Origin of the sequence: Ligilactobacillus agilis (assembly GCF_025311475.1) — a bacterium.
Classification (GTDB): domain Bacteria; phylum Bacillota; class Bacilli; order Lactobacillales; family Lactobacillaceae; genus Ligilactobacillus; species Ligilactobacillus agilis.
Window position 1 is genome coordinate 934533 of sequence record NZ_CP104397.1, and the last position, 15283, is coordinate 949815.

Consider the following 15283-nt stretch of genomic DNA (forward strand, 5'->3'; position numbering starts at 1 on the left):
GGGATGGATATGTATGAAGTTGATTTGGAAAGCCAGGTCTTAAAGTACCTGCCGTTAGTTGAGCGGATTGCCAGCCGGATTTCTGTAAAAAATACCAACTATGAGTATGAAGATCTCTACAATATCGGGGTCATTGGCTTAATCGACTCCCTTAAAAAGTATGATCCCTCTAAGAAAGTCCCCTTTGGTGGTTATGCTTCAATTCGAATTAAGGGGGCAATCATCGACGAAGTCAGACGCCATTCCAAGTTGCCCCGCTACAAGATGAATTTAATCAACGAATACTACCGGGCCAAAGAGGAACTAGAAAGCCAAGCCCAACACACTGCCAGTGACGAAGAAATTGCCGCTAAGATGGGCATCGATTTGAACCAGTTAGGTGAGGTCTACGACAGTATGCACTACCTGGCTTCGGTCTCCTTAGAGGGAACCATGTTTTCCAAGCAAGAAGACCAGATTCATCTAGCCGACTTATTGGAAGATCAAACTGCTACTGACGCGGAAGAAAACCTGCTAGTAGCTGAGCAAAAGCAAATCTTAGCCAAGGCGATTAAGCGGTTGACTGAAAGGGAGAAGCTAATACTAAGTCTCTACTACCAAGAAGAGGCCACCCTTAAGGAAATTGCGGCCGTACTAGACATTTCCATCGCCCGGGTCTCGCAGTTACACGGCAAAGCGATTGCTAAATTAAGGGCCTATATTCAAAAGGAGCTAGAAAATGATTAGAGGATTAGATACACTGCGCGCCGACTTTAACGTCTTACAAGCGCGGCAGCAAAACTTAAGTAGTAATGTGGCTAACGTTAATACTAGTGGCTACCAGCAAAAGCACTTATTTCAAGCGGCCCTAGCAGACGTTAGGTTACACAATTATGAAAATGGGCCCCAAAATGACCAATACAATGGCTTGTTTGGGGGGATTAGTTGGCACAACCAGATTAGTGGTGCCAAAATCGACACCACGATGGGGGCGTTGAAGCACACCGAGCGCCCGACTGATTTTGCGATTAACGGGGACGGCTACTTCGTAGTCCAAGGCCCTAATAACCAACAACTTTACACCAAGAACGGTAACTTCCGCTTAAACCAGCAAAACCAACTGGTGACCCAGGAAGGCTACCCGGTTTTAGGCGCTAACGGACAAGCGGTAACAGGAACAGCTAACCCCAACTTGATGGTGGTAACCTTTAACGACAATAACAATATCCAAAATCTAGGGGCTACTTACTACACCACCACCGGGGGTGTTAGTCAGGTGCAAAACCTGCAGGTGCAAGCCGGCTACTTGGTCGACTCTAACGTCTCAATGGCAGACGCGATGACCGAAATGATGCAGACGGTGCGTGAATTTCAGTCGAGCCAACAGGTCCTAAGTGCCACTAACCAGACTTTGGACAAGGCCGTTAATAATTTAGGGAAGGTGTAATAACTAATGGGAATCAATAACTTATTTGCCACTAATGTTACCGGCGTAACCGGCTTACAAAGACAACTTGATATTATTGCTAATAACGTGGCTAATTCAACCACCACCGGCTATAAGGCCCGCCAAGCTTCTTTCCAAGAACTGCTAAACCAGGATATAAAAGCCGGCGTTGATCCGGCTAGCCAACCGTTGGGGTTAAACGCCGGCCTTAACGTTACTAACCAAGCACCTGATTTTAAGCAGGGTAACCTAGAAGAAACCGGCCGCCAAACCGATTTAGCCTTAAATGGCCCGGGCTTTTTTGGTCTACGAGACGCTAACGGTAACCTCTACTTGAGTCGGGACGGGGCCTTTTCCTTTGATAGCGACCAAAATTTAGTTTCGGCACAAGGCTTAAAGGTGGAGCTAAACGAAAGCCTGCCCAAAGCCCAGTGGCCTAAGGGAACTTTACAAATTGGGCGTGACGGGCGAGTCTACATTAAAGAACAGAATCAAACCACTGCGGTGGGGCAGTTAGTTTTATACCAAGCCCAAAATAACGAGGACTTACTAAGTGTCGGTAATAATTTATACCAAGTAGCCCCAGGGCGGACTTTACAGTCGAATTTGACCGGGGCTAACGTCGGGGCGGTCATTCAAGGCAGCCTTGAAAGTGCCAACGTCGATTTGGCGGCAGAAATGTCCAATTTGATTATTGCCCAACGGTCTTATTCAATGAATACGCAGATGCTAAAGGCCAACGACGAATTATGGGAAGCAATTAACGCTTTTAGTCGCTAGCTTTAGGGCGCACGGGGGAAGAGAAGATGATTAGGTTTAAACAAGTTAGCAAGACTTATGGTGAAAATTTAGCTTTACGCCAGGTCAATTTTGAAATCAAGCAAGGTGAGTTTGTCTACTTAATCGGGCCTTCGGGTGCGGGCAAGTCAACCATCATCAAGCTGTTGACAAGGGAAGAACTGGCAACCAGTGGCCAGGTAATCATTGGCAACACGGATCTAAGTAAGCTCAAGGCCCAACACGTCTATAAGTTGCGCCGCCAACTAGGCATCGTCAACCAGCAAGATGTGTTCTTAGAAAACCGGACCGTTAAGGAAAACTACCAGGCCGTTTTGGGGGCGACTGGGGTGGCTGAAACGGAGTGGTTGGCTAAGATCAAGCGGACCTTAGATCTAGTGGGTTTAGCCGCATATTTAGACGCTTACCCCCGGCAATTATCGGTCGGGCAAAAAAAGCGGGTGGCCATCGGGCGCGCCATGCTCAACCGGCCGAAGATTTTACTAGCCGATGAGCCGACTGCTAACTTGGATCCTAAGACGGCCATTGACATTATGCGCTTGTTTTTTAGGATTAACCGGCAACAAACCACGGTCCTAATGGCGACGCACGATAGTACCATCGTTAATACCTTTGTGCGGCGGGTGTTAGAACTGGAAGAGGGTAAATTAATTAGGGACCAAGCTGCTGGAAACTATAACGTTTTCGGAAATCCAAATGATATTTATATTTTATAATTAAACGCTTAACTATTTGCCAAAACAGCCGATTAAATAAGTGGAAGGTTGTTTAAGAATTACTTAAACTAATTCTAGAATTGAGCGTGTATACACAAGTATACGAGAAAGGATTTTTGCCATGCAAAATGTATTTAGTCGTTTCAAAAAGATTAATGGAAAGTCGTTTATTCCGGTTGGGATTACCCTGTTAATCCTGGTTTGTTGTTATTTCTTCGTGATTAGTGGCAACGCCGATTTAGCTGCTAGTTTCTGGATTTTTAGTCTAGTCGTCTTGATTCTTCAAGCCTTAGGGATTTGTCTAGCCAAGATGTATTTTACGGGCGCAACCGACCAATCAATCGCTAACTTAGAAGACAAGATTGCCAAGGTTTCCCAGGGGGATTTACGCGACCTAGAATCAATGGTCACAGACGATAAGGATTCCATCGCCGGCCGGGTGCAAACTTCCCTTTTAGGGATTGCTAACGCCTTTAAGGGAATGGCAATTGGGATGAAGGAAGAAACTAAGGAAATCGAGCAAATGGTCACTAAGTTGGGGAATTTGACCGACAATGCTAAGGCCTCCATCTCGGATATTCGCGATAGCGTCGCTGATATTGCCGACAAGTCAAACCGCCAAAACTCCGAAACAGACCAAACGGTTGAATACATCAACCAACTTGCAGATGATATCGATAGCATCAACGCTGATATTAGCCAAATGGTAGCCCGGGCCGACCAATCACGGGAAAGCAACGAACGCAACTTCAATTTGATGCATGACGTTGCTACTTCTTGGCAAGAAGACCACCAAAATCAAACCCAGATTGTTAAAGAAATGGATAACATGAACAAGGATATCCAAAGCATTGGTAACATCGTTAACTTGATCAACGACATTTCTGAACAAACCAACTTACTAGCCCTCAACGCTTCCATCGAAGCTGCCCGGGCTGGGGAAGCTGGTCGCGGGTTTGCCGTGGTGGCCGATGAAATTCGCTCATTAGCTGAACAATCCAGCAAGTCAACCAAGGATATTAGAGAAATCATTGAATCTATCCGGGACAAGTCAGAACACATGACAAATGACATTAACCGCTCTTACAAGAAGGGCCAAGAACAAAGCCAAGACATTGAAAAGGCCATCGGGGCAACACGGGAAATCACTGATTTGGTTAATAGTTTCAATACGAGTCTAGATTCAATCAAGGGTCGGATGACTGATGTGATTGAACAAAAAGACGTCGTAACCGAAGCTTCACAACAAGTGATGGACTCAATGACCTCGATTTCCGCCTCAACCCAAGAAGTTAATACCAACGTTGATGACTTCTACAAGATGGTCCAAGAACTTGAAAAAGATGTAGCTCACCTAAAGGATGCATCCGAAATCAAGAAATTAAACGCAGCCGCATTTATTACTGACTAGGCTAAGGGGGAAGAAGCTGTGGAACAATACATTGTGTTTACAAGTCATGACCAGTTATTTTGTTTACCGGTGACGGTGGTTAGAAGAATCGTGGAGGCGGAAAACTTTGTGCCGATTCCAGACGTACCTGCTTACATTTTGGGCGTCTACGAATACGAAGAACAAATGCTACCTATCATTGACTTAAAGGCCAAGTTATTTAACGACCCCACCGTTAAAAATACCGAAAATAAGGTTATCTTATGCCAATGGCAAGAACAAACCATCGGGATTTACGTTGAGTCAATTCGCGGCATCATGATGCTTGAAGACACCGACTACGAACGAGAATTGACCAAGGCTAAACTCAAGCGCGGCTACATTGGCAAGTTTTTGAAACTCGATGATGAAGTGGTTATCTCACTTGAACTAGAGTACCTCTTCAATAACGAGCAAGCCCAGGAGTTAATGGATTCCGTGGACCAAGCCAAGGAAGATCAAATCTTAAACCAGCCAGCAAAGGATACTGAGGACGATGATCAATAGTTCTTTGCGGGTCGGAATTGCCGATTATAAGGTAGCTAAAGCCCCGAATAGTTTGATTACAGTGGGGCTGGGTTCATGTGTGGGGACCTTTATTTATGACGAACGTTCTGGCGTCGGCGGGCTTAGCCACATCATGTTACCCGATAGTTCACTTTATACGGGCAGTTTAGCCTTGAATCCGGCTAAATATGCCGATACCGCCTTAGAGTTGATGGTAAAAGAATTAAAGCGTAAGGCTCCTTATGGACGCTTTAAGGCCAAAATCGCTGGGGGAGCTAACATGTTTGACTTTAATAAAACTCTAAAAAACGGTAATGTCGGCAAGAGAAACGTAGAGGCAGTGGAAGCAGAGTTAAGTCGGCTCCACATCCCCTTAATCGCTGAAAATGTCGGCGGTAACTCTGGCCGCACGATGCGGGTTAACCTTGAAACCTTCGAGGCGACAATTAGTATCGTGCACCATGATTCAATCATTTTATAAATAGGGGGGATTGTAATGATTAGAATTTTAGTGGTAGATGATTCAGCCTTCATGCGCAAGGTGATTACAGATTTAATTGCAAAGATGCCCGGCACCGAGCTAGCAGGCGTTGCCCGCAACGGGAAAGCGGCAGTCGATTTTGTTAAGGCTGATAGCGAGTTAGACCTAGTCTTAATGGACGTGGAAATGCCTTTGTTAAACGGCTTGGAAGCCTTAAAACAAATTAAGCAGTTCAGTAGCGTGCCGGTGGTTATGCTTAGTGCTTTGACCAACCAGGAGGTAACGATTGAAGCCTTAGAGTCCGGGGCGACTGACTTTGTCGAAAAACCTACCAACATCATGGCCATTAAAGACGACTGGATTAGGGAATTTTTTGCCAAGATTAAGGCGGCTAGTCGCCAACAAAGGCGGCCGTTAAGTCGGAGACGGGAGGTGGCACCTACCGCTACGACCAGTGGCCAGGTTAAGTCTAGCCTTGAGTTACGCCGGAATTTAAAGGCGGTCGTAATTGGTTCCTCAACCGGGGGGCCACGGGCACTCTTACACTTAATTACCGCGCTCCCGGCCCGGCTTGCGGTACCGGTTATCATCGTTCAACACATGCCTAAGGGCTTTACCAAGACCTTTGCGGAAAGAATGGATGCCGAAGCCAAGCCCAAGGTTAGCGAGGTTAGCGACGGGATGCTCTTGAAAAACGAGGTTTACTTAGCTCCCGGTGATTATCACATGGTCATTAAAGATGGGCGCTTGCATTTAAACCAAGAGCCAAAAATGCATGGGACCCGGCCGGCGGTTGACCCTCTGTTTGACTCAGCGGCTGCCTATTACGGCCAAAACTTAGTCGGCATCATCCTAACTGGGATGGGCAAAGACGGGGCAGAAGGAATGGGGACCATCCTAGCTAAGGGGGGTTACACGATTGCCCAAGACAAGGACTCCTGTGTCGTCTTTGGCATGCCACGAAGCGCCATTGAAAAAGGTGTGGTTAACGAGGTCTTAAGCCTAGACCAGATTCGGGTAAAATTAGAGGAATTAGTGAGGTAGCGGCAGATGAGTGAACTAAACTTTGAATTTTTCAATGACTGGGTGGAAAAAAAGCTCGGGATTCAATTAAATTCTTACAAGCAAAAGCAAATGCAGCGTAGAATCGGTAACATCATGCATACGACGGGGGCTAAGACTTTAGAAGAGTATGCCCAGATTCTTACTAGGGACAAAGCTGCGCGGGATGCCTTTGTAGAACATTTAACCATCAACGTCACGGAATTTTATCGCAATAAAGAGATTTTTGAGAGTTTTGAAGAAACGGTTAAGCAAATTATCTTGCCTAAATACAAAATGCCTAAGATTTGGTCGGCCGCTTGTTCTATCGGAGCTGAGCCTTATACCCTGGCAATGATTTTAGACCAAAATCAAATTAAGGGTAAGATTGTTGCCACCGATATCGATAAGGTCATCTTGGACAAGGCTAAGGCCGGGACCTACAAGTTAGCCGAACTAAAAAATCTTGCGCCTAAAGTTTTAGAGCGCTACTTTACTAAGCAGGATAATCTTTACGAGATTAAGCCCCAGATTAAGAAGTACGTAACCTTTAAGCGGCATGATTTATTAAAGGATAGTTATGAACCAAACTGTCATATCATCGTATGCCGCAACGTGACAATTTACTTTAACTCAGATGCTCGTGATGAGGTTTACCAAAAGTTTAGTGACGTCTTGATGCCAGGGGGAATTTTATTCACCGGGGCGACCGAGACCATCTCTAACTGTGAGCAATTTGGTTTAAAGAAGGTTGATTCCTTTATTTATCAAAAAATCTGATTACGAGGAGGAAAAATAATGGCTGACGACAATAGTGTTTATCGTGACCTCTTCTTTGAAGAAAGTGACGACAACTTACAAGCACTAAATGACAATATTTTAGAGTTGGAACAAGAACCCGATAACATTGACTTAGTTAACAATATTTTCCGGGTGGCCCATACTTTAAAGGGAATGTCTGCGACGATGGGTTACGATGTCATGACTAAGTTAACCCACAAGATGGAAGATATTTTTGATTTATTCAAGTCTGGCAAATTAAAAGTGACTAGCGACCACGTGTCCTTGATCTTTAAATGCTTGGATAAACTGCAAGAACTAGTTGATGATTTGCGGGACGATAAAGAGTTAAGCGAAGAGCAAATCACCGACCTGTGGAATGAACTTGATCAAGTTGAAAAAGGGGTTGAAGGCAAAACACCGGCGGCCCAAGCGCCTAAGGAAGAACAAGCTAGTGACGGCCTGAAAGAGCTGACGACTGACTTTGAAAAGGTTGAGGAAGCTGACTTAGACGTGATTAAAAAGGCTAAAGCCGAGGGCTACAATGCCTTTGCCATTGCGGTCAGAATCGATGCGGGCTCGCTATTAAAGGGGCCGCGGGTCTTTTTAGTCATGGAAAAACTAGACCAAGAAGGCGACGTTATCCACTCCGAGCCAAGCACTGATATCTTAGAAGCCGGCGACTTTGAAACGGACTTCAAGTTAATCTACTTAACTCACGACAGCAAGGAACAAGTGGAAGAAAACATCAACTCCAACAGTGAGATTGACCAGGTGATTGTAGAAGACTTTGACTTAGAAGCTAAGCCAGCAGCTGCTGAAGCCGAGGAAAAGGAAGTAGCTAAAAAAGAAGCGCCTAGCCCCGCTAAGGAAGCTAAGCCTAAGGCGGCGCCGAAAAAAGCGGCTAAAAAAGATGCCCACCACAATAACCGTAATCAGTCAATTAGGGTTGACCTAACGCGGCTAGACAACTTCTTAGACCTCGTGTCTGAATTGGTGGTTTACAGAAACCAACTAGAAGACGCTGGCAAGCGCAACAACGCTGATGAAGTTCGTGATTCGATGGAACAAGTTTCCCGCCTAACGTCAGAGTTACAAGACTTAGTTTTAAAAATCAGAATGCAACAAGTCAGCGTGGTCTTTAGCCGCTTCCCCCGGATGATTCGCGATTTGGCTAACGAATTAAAGAAGGACATGGAGTTAGTCATCATTGGGGAAGAAACCGAGTTGGATAAGACGGTGGTTTCTGAATTATCCGAACCAATGATTCACCTGCTCAGAAACTGTGCCGACCACGGGATTGAACAACCTGAAGTCAGAGAAAAGCTCGGCAAGCCGCGGAAGGGTAAGATTACGTTGGCCGCCTACCAAGAAGGTAATAAGGTCATCATCACCTTAGAAGACGATGGAAAAGGTTTAGACCCTGAAGCCATCAAGGCTAGCGCTGAACGCAAGGGGATTAACACCGAGGGCATGAGCGAACGCGAAATCCAAATGTTAGTCTTCCACCCTGGCTTTTCAACCGCTAAGAAGATTACCGACATCTCCGGCCGTGGGGTCGGGTTAGACGCCGTTCAAAACAAGATTTCTGAACTGGGCGGGTCGCTAGAAATGGAAAGTCAAGTCAACGTCGGGACCAAGGTTACTATTAAGTTGCCGTTGACCTTATCCATCATCCAAGCCTTGATGATTTCAATTTCTAACGAAGACTTTGCCGTGCCGTTAGACGTGGTTGAACGGGTTGTGATGATTAAAGAAGAAGACATCTTACAAACCCAACAACAAGAAGTCTACCGCTTCCAAGATCAGTTAATTCCAATCGTGCGGACCAACCGCCTGTTGGGCATGCCTGAAATTGAAAGCAAGAAAAAGTTTGCAATCATTGTGAAAATCAATAAGCAATACTATGGCATCTTGGCCGACGGTTTGATTGGCCAACAAGAAATAGTTATTAAGAAGATCGACCAAATGTTGATGAACATCAACAAGTACCAAGGGGCAACCATCCTCGGGAACGGTTCGATTGCCTTAATCTTAGATGTAAACGCAATTTGCAATGCACAAAAGGTGGCGAATAGCTAGTGGCGTACTCAGAAATTGAACTCGATGGCCTAAAAGAAATTGTTAACGTTGGGGGCGGCAACGCTGCGACCAGTATCTCCCAAATGATTAACTCGCGGGTGGATATGGATGTGCCTGAAGTAGAGGTTATGGCTTATGACGAGCTCTATCAAAAAATCATTGCCGACGACGTCGAAATGCACGCCGTTTTGAGTAAGATTGTTGGTGATATTGACGGGGCCTTGTTATTTGTGATTGCCGATGAATCGGGTCAAAAGATTGCGAAGATGATGCTTGGCTCAGACGATAACCCAAGTAATGAAATCATTGCCTCAGCGGTCACCGAGTTGACTAATATTTTATTTAACTCATTTTTACGTGCGATTGGAGACATGTTGCAGATTCAACTCATTGCCAGTCTGCCAATTTCAAGGTATGATTTTTTTGGAGCGATTATCTCTAGTGCCTACATGGCCTTTGACCATTATGATGAACAAATCCTTGTTATTCATAATGAATTTACTTATAATAATGAAAGCCTAGACGCATCTTTATTCCTGATTCCAGGTGAAGGTGTCTTAGATAAGATTTTTAAAGCATTAGGAATTTGAGAGGAGAAATTTAAGTGGCAAAATCAGTATTAATCGTAGACGACGCGGTCTTCATGCGGATGAAGTTAAAGGATATCTTGGAAAAGAATGGTTATGAAGTAGCTGGTGAAGCGCAAAACGGCCAAGAAGCCTTTGAAAAGTACCAAGCAACTAAACCAGATTTAGTAACGATGGATATTACCATGCCTGAAGTAGACGGGCTTGAAGCTTTGAAGATGATTAAGGCCAGTGACGCTAACGCCAAGGTCGTAATGTGCTCAGCCATGGGGCAACAAGGGATGGTTATGGATGCAATTCGCGCTGGCGCGGTTGACTTTATTGTGAAGCCTTTCGACACTGAACGGGTAATTCAAGCGATTGATAAGGCCCTTTCCTAATTTTGGGGGTAACTTATTATGCAAATGATTCTTTTTAAAATGCAGGGCCAAAATTACTTAATCTCTGCAGACGACGTTGAAGAAGTAGTTGATACAATTCAGATCACTAAGGTACCCCTAGCTTCAAACTGGATTAAGGGTTTGATTAACTTGCGGGGGACGGTGGTAACGGTCGTCGGTTTGGCCGAATTATTAGGTATTCCTTCTTCTGATAATAACCTTAACATCTTAATCATGAAAAATGGTGAGGAACGAAAGGGCTTATTGATTGAAGAGGTAATTGAGGTCTTAGACATCGACCCAACGGAAATTCAACTTGGTTCTGACCAAGACGAAAAGCATATCAAGGGTGTGATTGCTTTTCCAGATAAGGTTGCCAACATTGTTGACGTAACGGACGCAATCTTCTAGACTTACTATGAAATAGAAATTGAATGGGGAGGGTTATTGTGGATCAAGTATTGTCCCAGCAAGAAATCGACGCCTTGCTGAACGCCATGAGTAGTGGCACGCTCGATGAACAAAAAATTGAAGAGGAAGCTCAAGAAGCTGCGAAAGTTAAAACCTATGATTTTAGGCGGCCGACGCGCTTAACTAAGGAATATATTAATACCTTACACATGGTCTTTGACGATTTTGCCAAGTTAAGTGGGACCCTCTTAGCTTCACAACTGCGGACCAGTGTCAATCTTAAGGTGGCAGCCATTGAACAGGTTTCTTATGATGAGTTTATTCACTCCATCGCTCGGCGGACACTAATTGGTCTTTTTCACTCGGATCCAATGAAGGGTTCGCAGATGATTGAAATTAATCCTCAACTGTGTAATTTTTTGATTGAACTCCTCTGTGGGGGGCAAGAGATTGGTAGTGATGAGGCAAATGCCAAACGCGACATTGAGATTAGGGAAAACTTCACGGACATTGAGTTATCGATTCTAGAAGAAGTGGTTACGGACTTAATGGGGGTTTACCAACAAGTTTGGAAAGATATTGTGGAATTTAACCCTGTCTTAGATACCATTGACACTAACCCCCAGCTGTTACAGACGATGTCGCCTAACGAGCCGGTAGTCCTAGTGACCTTTACGGTTGATCTGTTGGATAGGAGTACCTTTATTAACCTCTGTATCCCGTATATCTTTTTTGAAGGGATCTTAGATAAACTAAGTATCAGGAACTGGTTTGACTCAAGTAAGGATAACGATGAGGATGATTCAGCTGAACTCAAGCGCAACTTAAATGGGGTGGAGATGACCATCGAAGCTATTTTAGGAGGCGCCAAGATGGATTTAGCCGACTTCTTAAACCTAGAGATTGGTGATGTCATTAAACTAGATAAGAAGACCTCTGAACCAGTTGAGACTTATATTGGTGAACAGCCATTTTACACGACTAAGCTTGGGAAGCTAAGCAACGGTCAATTTGCAGTAGAATTAATAGATAAGATGGAAGGAGAAGAAGATTAATGAGTGATACCCTATCCCAAGCTGAAATTGATGCTTTGATGAACGGCGGTGCAACAGCTGAACCCGAAAAACCAGCGGAAACAAAGGAGGAGCCGGCAAGCTCAGAGGCAAGTCAAGTCCAAGCAAGTGAAGCCAGCGCTGAGGCTAGCGGTTTAGATGAACAAGCTAAAAGCGACCTGATCGGGGAAGTTGGTAATATCTCCATGTCCCAAGCTGCTACCACCTTGTCTTCAATCTTAAACCACCGGGTGTCAATCACCACTCCACGGGTAACCAGGGTCCGCTTTAAGGACTTAATCGATGGCATCAAGGCGCCTAAGGTGGCCACCACGGTCGAATTTAAGGAAGGCCTGACCGGGGTTAACTTGATGTTGCTTGAAGTGCACGATGCTAACGTGATTGCCAACTTGATGATGGGCGGCGACGGGACGCCGGAAAACGAAGAGTTTACAGAGTTAGAATTATCTGCGGTGGCAGAGGCGATGAACCAAATGATTGGTTCGGCGGCCACTTCGATGGCGACCATGATTAGCACTAAGGTCGACATCTTACCACCTAAGGTTAACTTGTGGGATGAACCAGGTAATACCAAGTATGATTTCATCGTCGATGACGAGGTTATCTACAAGATTTCCTTCTCCTTAAACGTTGACGGCTTGATTCAAAGTGAAATTATGCAGATCTTCACCGACCAAATGGTAGATGATATCGCCCAAGCGATGTTAGCCGATAAGGCGACCGTGGTTGATAACCGGGAAACTGCTACTAGTCAAAGTGAAGAAAGCAAGAGTCAGGCTCCAGCTGCTAGCCAGGCGCCAAGTCAGGCTCCAAGTCAAGCTTCAAGTCCAGCCCCAGCGCCGACACCAAAACCAACTCCAAAGCCTAAGCACCAAGAGCCGGTAGAAGTTCAAAGTCCAGAGTTCCAAAACTTTGAACCAACCCAACCGGCGGCTGAATCAAACGACAACTTGGATTTAATCATGGATATTCCGTTGAATCTAAGTGTGGTTTTAGGGCGGAGCAAAAAGACCGTCCGTGATATCTTGAGCTTTAATACGGGTTCGGTTATCGAGCTAGATAAGTTAACCGATGAACCACTAGAAATCCTGCTTAACGGTAAGTTAATTGCCACCGGTGAGGTAGTGGTCATTAATGAAAACTTTGGGGTGCGGATTACAGACATTTTGTCTCCCCAACAACGGCTTGATTACATGCGTTAATAATTTTTTCAAAAGATTTTCAAAAAAGGTTAAACTTAAGGGTTTAACTTTTTTTTATTCTGCCGATATAATATAGTGAGGATATTAAATTCAGTAGCAAAGTTTGGAAGGAGGCAGTTGATATGAATATTCGTGGTGATTATAACAATTATCGCAATCTCTATGTAAATAAAGCAAAGCCGGCCTATTCCACGGCTGCTAGCCAAGAACCTGTGATGGGTTCCAAAGCAGCTAACGTTGAACTTTCTGAAACTGCTAAGAAATTAGGCCAACAAGAAACAAAGCAAAGTGGGACCTTTGATCAAGCTAAAGTCGACCGGCTCAAGGCTGCTATCGCTGACGGCAGTTATGAATTATCGGCTGAAAAAATTGCTGATAGCATGTTGCAAGCGATGAAAGGAAAGTAAGCATGGAAGAAAAGGAATTTTACCGGCAACTCAGTCAGTTTAAGCGCCTCTTGCTTAAGGAAAAACAAGCCTTGATTAAAAACGAGGGCCAAAAAGTGGCTGACTTGTTGCCCCAAAAAGAAAAGTATCTTCCCAGCTTACAGACTTATACCGGACCACTCGGAGAACAAACCAAGTCATTATTAAGGGAAATCAAGGAGTTACAGGAGACTAACTTACTTTTGACCAAGCAGGCACTTAGCTTTGGTGAAAACTTAATGAAGTCAATTCGGACTAACTTAAAGTCAGACCAGGCTAACGTCTACCAGGATCAAAAGCGGAAGAATCCTTACCAACAACGACCCACTAATTCATATATCATAGACAGTCAAGCGTAGGAGGTTAGGTATGGTTGGTTTATTTGGAACATTAGGAACAGCAAGTAGTGGTTTAAATGCCAGTGACATTGGCTTACAAACGGCTGCTAATAACATTTCAAACGCGGGTACGGAAGGGTATTCGCGGCAAAGGGTTAACTTACATACTAAACTACCTTACACTTTGGCCGGGGTCGGTTCGATTGGGACTGGGGTTAAAGTTGATGGGGTTAAGCGGGATGTGAGTGACTACATTCGCCAACAGATTCGGGTGGCAACGTCTAAGCAGGCTTCGGCGACCCAGCGATCTACCACCTTGGGTAACCTGCAAGACATTTTAAACGAGCCCTCGGATAACGGGGTCATTAACCAGTTGGCTAACCTTTCTAAGGCCTGGACCTCAGTGGCTAACGACCCGGAGATGACGACCACTAAGAGTGTGGTTTTAGAGCACGCCTCAAGTTTTGTGGACGCCATTCACAACATGGCCTCATCGATTACGGATCTAAAGAATACGACCGTTAACGGGGTAGCCCAGGCGGCCTTAGACTTCAACAAAAAATTAGAAACCTTAAACGAACTAAACACCCAGATTTATAATTCCTATGCCATCGGGGAAACGCCTAACACCTTATTAGATAGCCGGGACCAAGTTCTTAAGGAATTAGCCGGCTTGGCCGATATTTCCACGGTGACCGATGAATATAACCGGGTATCCGTTTACCTAGGTGAAAATCCTCAGGCAGAAAACGTGGTCTTGGATTCAGCTACTAAGCAGGTAAATAACCTTAGCGTGGTAAGTAATAGCCAGGCGGGTAAGTCGTCAGTAATCGTTGATGGTGACATTACCGGTAAGCAGGTAGAATTAGCCGGGGATTATCCTGCTGGGACCTTGTTAATCCTAAAGCAAAATGCTAGTGGAGCTTACAGTATCTCTAAGGAAGCCCAGGTGGTCGAAGGGGACTTAGGTGGTTACCAAGACGCCTTGGCAGAAATTAACTCGGCGATGACGGAGTTAAATAATTTCACCAACACCATCGTCAAGACAGTTAACCTTGTTTACAATTCTAACGGTACGATCAGTCCCGGTAAGGCCGGTCTTTATGACGGCTTCTTTACTTTGGCAACCGACAGCCAAAACCCGGCGGTTGACTTTGAGGTTAACAAGAGCTTACTGGCTAACCCGGCGCTATTAAAGACCGGGACGACGACGGCCAGTGGGGATAGTAGCATTGCGACCGCCATTGTGGCTGCCTTTGCGGCGCCGATTCCAACCGATGGTAGTGACGCTAGCGTTTTGGCTGCCTATGACCCAGCTAACTTGCGCTTCAAGACCAATACCAGTGGTTCAACCTACGCAACCCGTTTTAACAACATTGTGACTACCAACGGGATTGCCAAGCAAAAGGCCGATAACACCCAGGCGGCACAAGATACCCTGTTGAACAGTTTGAACCAACAAGATCAATCTGTTTCCGGGGTTTCGATTAACGAAGAAATGGCCGACGTGATTCGCTATCAAAATGCCTTCCAAGCTAATGCCCGGATGATGCAGGTGGTAGCAGATTGTTTAGATACTTTAATTAATAAGACGGGGGTTTAAGCTA

Annotated in this window: 18 protein-coding genes; all 18 read left to right on the plus strand. The window is 45.1% G+C overall.

Annotation, left to right across the window (positions count from 1 at the left end; genetic code table 11):
- The first annotated feature begins 9 nt into the window (after window positions 1–9).
- The 18 genes from N4597_RS04620 (at window position 10) to flgK (ending at window position 15279) form a co-directional block, all read left to right on the plus strand.
- Window positions 10–726: a sigma-70 family RNA polymerase sigma factor gene (locus N4597_RS04620; RefSeq protein WP_260904928.1), complete on the plus strand. Its 717-nt coding sequence runs from the start codon at window positions 10–12 to the stop codon at window positions 724–726.
- Entirely contained in the window at window positions 719–1426 is a 708-nt protein-coding gene (locus N4597_RS04625; RefSeq protein ID WP_172579430.1) for a flagellar hook-basal body complex protein, read from the plus strand. Before N4597_RS04620 ends, N4597_RS04625 begins: the two co-directional genes overlap by 8 nt.
- 6 nt (window positions 1427–1432) lie before the next feature.
- Entirely contained in the window at window positions 1433–2206 is a 774-nt protein-coding gene (locus N4597_RS04630; RefSeq protein ID WP_172579429.1) for a flagellar hook-basal body protein, read from the plus strand.
- A gap of 26 nt (window positions 2207–2232) precedes the next feature.
- Window positions 2233–2940, plus strand: coding sequence for a cell division ATP-binding protein FtsE (locus tag N4597_RS04635; RefSeq protein WP_260904931.1), 708 nt, complete (start codon window positions 2233–2235; stop codon window positions 2938–2940).
- Window positions 2941–3061: 121 nt separating this feature from the next.
- Window positions 3062–4351, plus strand: a complete 1290-nt coding sequence (locus tag N4597_RS04640) for a methyl-accepting chemotaxis protein (protein WP_172576029.1) — start codon at window positions 3062–3064, stop codon at window positions 4349–4351.
- Window positions 4352–4369: 18 nt separating this feature from the next.
- Window positions 4370–4876, plus strand: coding sequence for a chemotaxis protein CheW (locus tag N4597_RS04645; protein ID WP_260904934.1), 507 nt, complete (start codon window positions 4370–4372; stop codon window positions 4874–4876).
- Window positions 4866–5357 carry a chemotaxis protein CheD gene (locus N4597_RS04650; RefSeq protein ID WP_056977835.1) on the plus strand — a complete coding sequence of 164 codons (492 nt, stop codon included), beginning with the start codon at window positions 4866–4868 and terminating at the stop codon, window positions 5355–5357. The genes N4597_RS04645 and N4597_RS04650 overlap by 11 nt, the downstream gene beginning before the upstream one ends.
- Window positions 5358–5372: 15 nt before the next feature.
- Window positions 5373–6401, plus strand: coding sequence for a protein-glutamate methylesterase/protein-glutamine glutaminase (locus N4597_RS04655; protein ID WP_260904937.1), 1029 nt, complete (start codon window positions 5373–5375; stop codon window positions 6399–6401).
- Window positions 6402–6407: 6 nt separating this feature from the next.
- A complete protein-coding gene (locus tag N4597_RS04660) occupies window positions 6408–7178 on the plus strand; it encodes a CheR family methyltransferase (RefSeq protein WP_167589362.1) in 771 nt (256 codons plus the stop codon).
- Window positions 7179–7196: 18 nt separating this feature from the next.
- Complete coding sequence (locus N4597_RS04665) at window positions 7197–9260, plus strand: chemotaxis protein CheA (RefSeq protein ID WP_260904938.1); 2064 nt, start codon at window positions 7197–7199, stop codon at window positions 9258–9260.
- Window positions 9260–9850, plus strand: coding sequence for a chemotaxis protein CheC (locus N4597_RS04670; protein ID WP_094128835.1), 591 nt, complete (start codon window positions 9260–9262; stop codon window positions 9848–9850). Before N4597_RS04665 ends, N4597_RS04670 begins: the two co-directional genes overlap by 1 nt.
- Before the next feature lie 14 nt (window positions 9851–9864).
- Window positions 9865–10227, plus strand: a complete 363-nt coding sequence (locus tag N4597_RS04675; RefSeq protein WP_050612113.1) for a response regulator — start codon at window positions 9865–9867, stop codon at window positions 10225–10227.
- A gap of 18 nt (window positions 10228–10245) precedes the next feature.
- Entirely contained in the window at window positions 10246–10638 is a 393-nt protein-coding gene (locus tag N4597_RS04680; protein WP_056977845.1) for a chemotaxis protein CheW, read from the plus strand.
- A gap of 38 nt (window positions 10639–10676) precedes the next feature.
- On the plus strand, window positions 10677–11693 hold the full coding sequence (gene fliM / locus N4597_RS04685) for a flagellar motor switch protein FliM (RefSeq protein WP_094128838.1): 1017 nt from the start codon (window positions 10677–10679) through the stop codon (window positions 11691–11693).
- Window positions 11693–12913: a flagellar motor switch phosphatase FliY gene (gene fliY / locus N4597_RS04690; RefSeq protein WP_172579427.1), complete on the plus strand. Its 1221-nt coding sequence runs from the start codon at window positions 11693–11695 to the stop codon at window positions 12911–12913. The genes fliM and fliY overlap by 1 nt, the downstream gene beginning before the upstream one ends.
- A gap of 122 nt (window positions 12914–13035) precedes the next feature.
- Complete coding sequence (flgM, locus tag N4597_RS04695) at window positions 13036–13320, plus strand: flagellar biosynthesis anti-sigma factor FlgM (protein WP_056977851.1); 285 nt, start codon at window positions 13036–13038, stop codon at window positions 13318–13320.
- A 2-nt stretch (window positions 13321–13322) separates the two neighbouring features.
- Window positions 13323–13697 (plus strand): hypothetical protein, encoded by a 375-nt coding sequence (locus N4597_RS04700; RefSeq protein WP_056977853.1) that lies wholly within the window; start codon window positions 13323–13325, stop codon window positions 13695–13697.
- 10 nt (window positions 13698–13707) lie between these two features.
- Window positions 13708–15279 (plus strand): flagellar hook-associated protein FlgK, encoded by a 1572-nt coding sequence (flgK, locus tag N4597_RS04705; protein ID WP_260904941.1) that lies wholly within the window; start codon window positions 13708–13710, stop codon window positions 15277–15279.
- Window positions 15280–15283 lie beyond the last annotated feature (4 nt).

Coding starts and splice junctions, on each gene's coding strand:
- flgM (WP_056977851.1), top strand. CDS start 13,036: ATGAATATTCGTGGTGATTATAACAATTATCGCAATCTCTATGTAAAT.
- N4597_RS04630 (WP_172579429.1), top strand. CDS start 1,433: ATGGGAATCAATAACTTATTTGCCACTAATGTTACCGGCGTAACCGGC.
- N4597_RS04625 (WP_172579430.1), top strand. CDS start 719: ATGATTAGAGGATTAGATACACTGCGCGCCGACTTTAACGTCTTACAA.
- N4597_RS04650 (WP_056977835.1), top strand. CDS start 4,866: ATGATCAATAGTTCTTTGCGGGTCGGAATTGCCGATTATAAGGTAGCT.
- N4597_RS04635 (WP_260904931.1), top strand. CDS start 2,233: ATGATTAGGTTTAAACAAGTTAGCAAGACTTATGGTGAAAATTTAGCT.
- N4597_RS04700 (WP_056977853.1), top strand. CDS start 13,323: ATGGAAGAAAAGGAATTTTACCGGCAACTCAGTCAGTTTAAGCGCCTC.
- N4597_RS04665 (WP_260904938.1), top strand. CDS start 7,197: ATGGCTGACGACAATAGTGTTTATCGTGACCTCTTCTTTGAAGAAAGT.
- flgK (WP_260904941.1), top strand. CDS start 13,708: ATGGTTGGTTTATTTGGAACATTAGGAACAGCAAGTAGTGGTTTAAAT.
- N4597_RS04680 (WP_056977845.1), top strand. CDS start 10,246: ATGCAAATGATTCTTTTTAAAATGCAGGGCCAAAATTACTTAATCTCT.
- N4597_RS04640 (WP_172576029.1), top strand. CDS start 3,062: ATGCAAAATGTATTTAGTCGTTTCAAAAAGATTAATGGAAAGTCGTTT.
- N4597_RS04620 (WP_260904928.1), top strand. CDS start 10: ATGTATGAAGTTGATTTGGAAAGCCAGGTCTTAAAGTACCTGCCGTTA.
- fliY (WP_172579427.1), top strand. CDS start 11,693: ATGAGTGATACCCTATCCCAAGCTGAAATTGATGCTTTGATGAACGGC.
- N4597_RS04660 (WP_167589362.1), top strand. CDS start 6,408: ATGAGTGAACTAAACTTTGAATTTTTCAATGACTGGGTGGAAAAAAAG.
- N4597_RS04655 (WP_260904937.1), top strand. CDS start 5,373: ATGATTAGAATTTTAGTGGTAGATGATTCAGCCTTCATGCGCAAGGTG.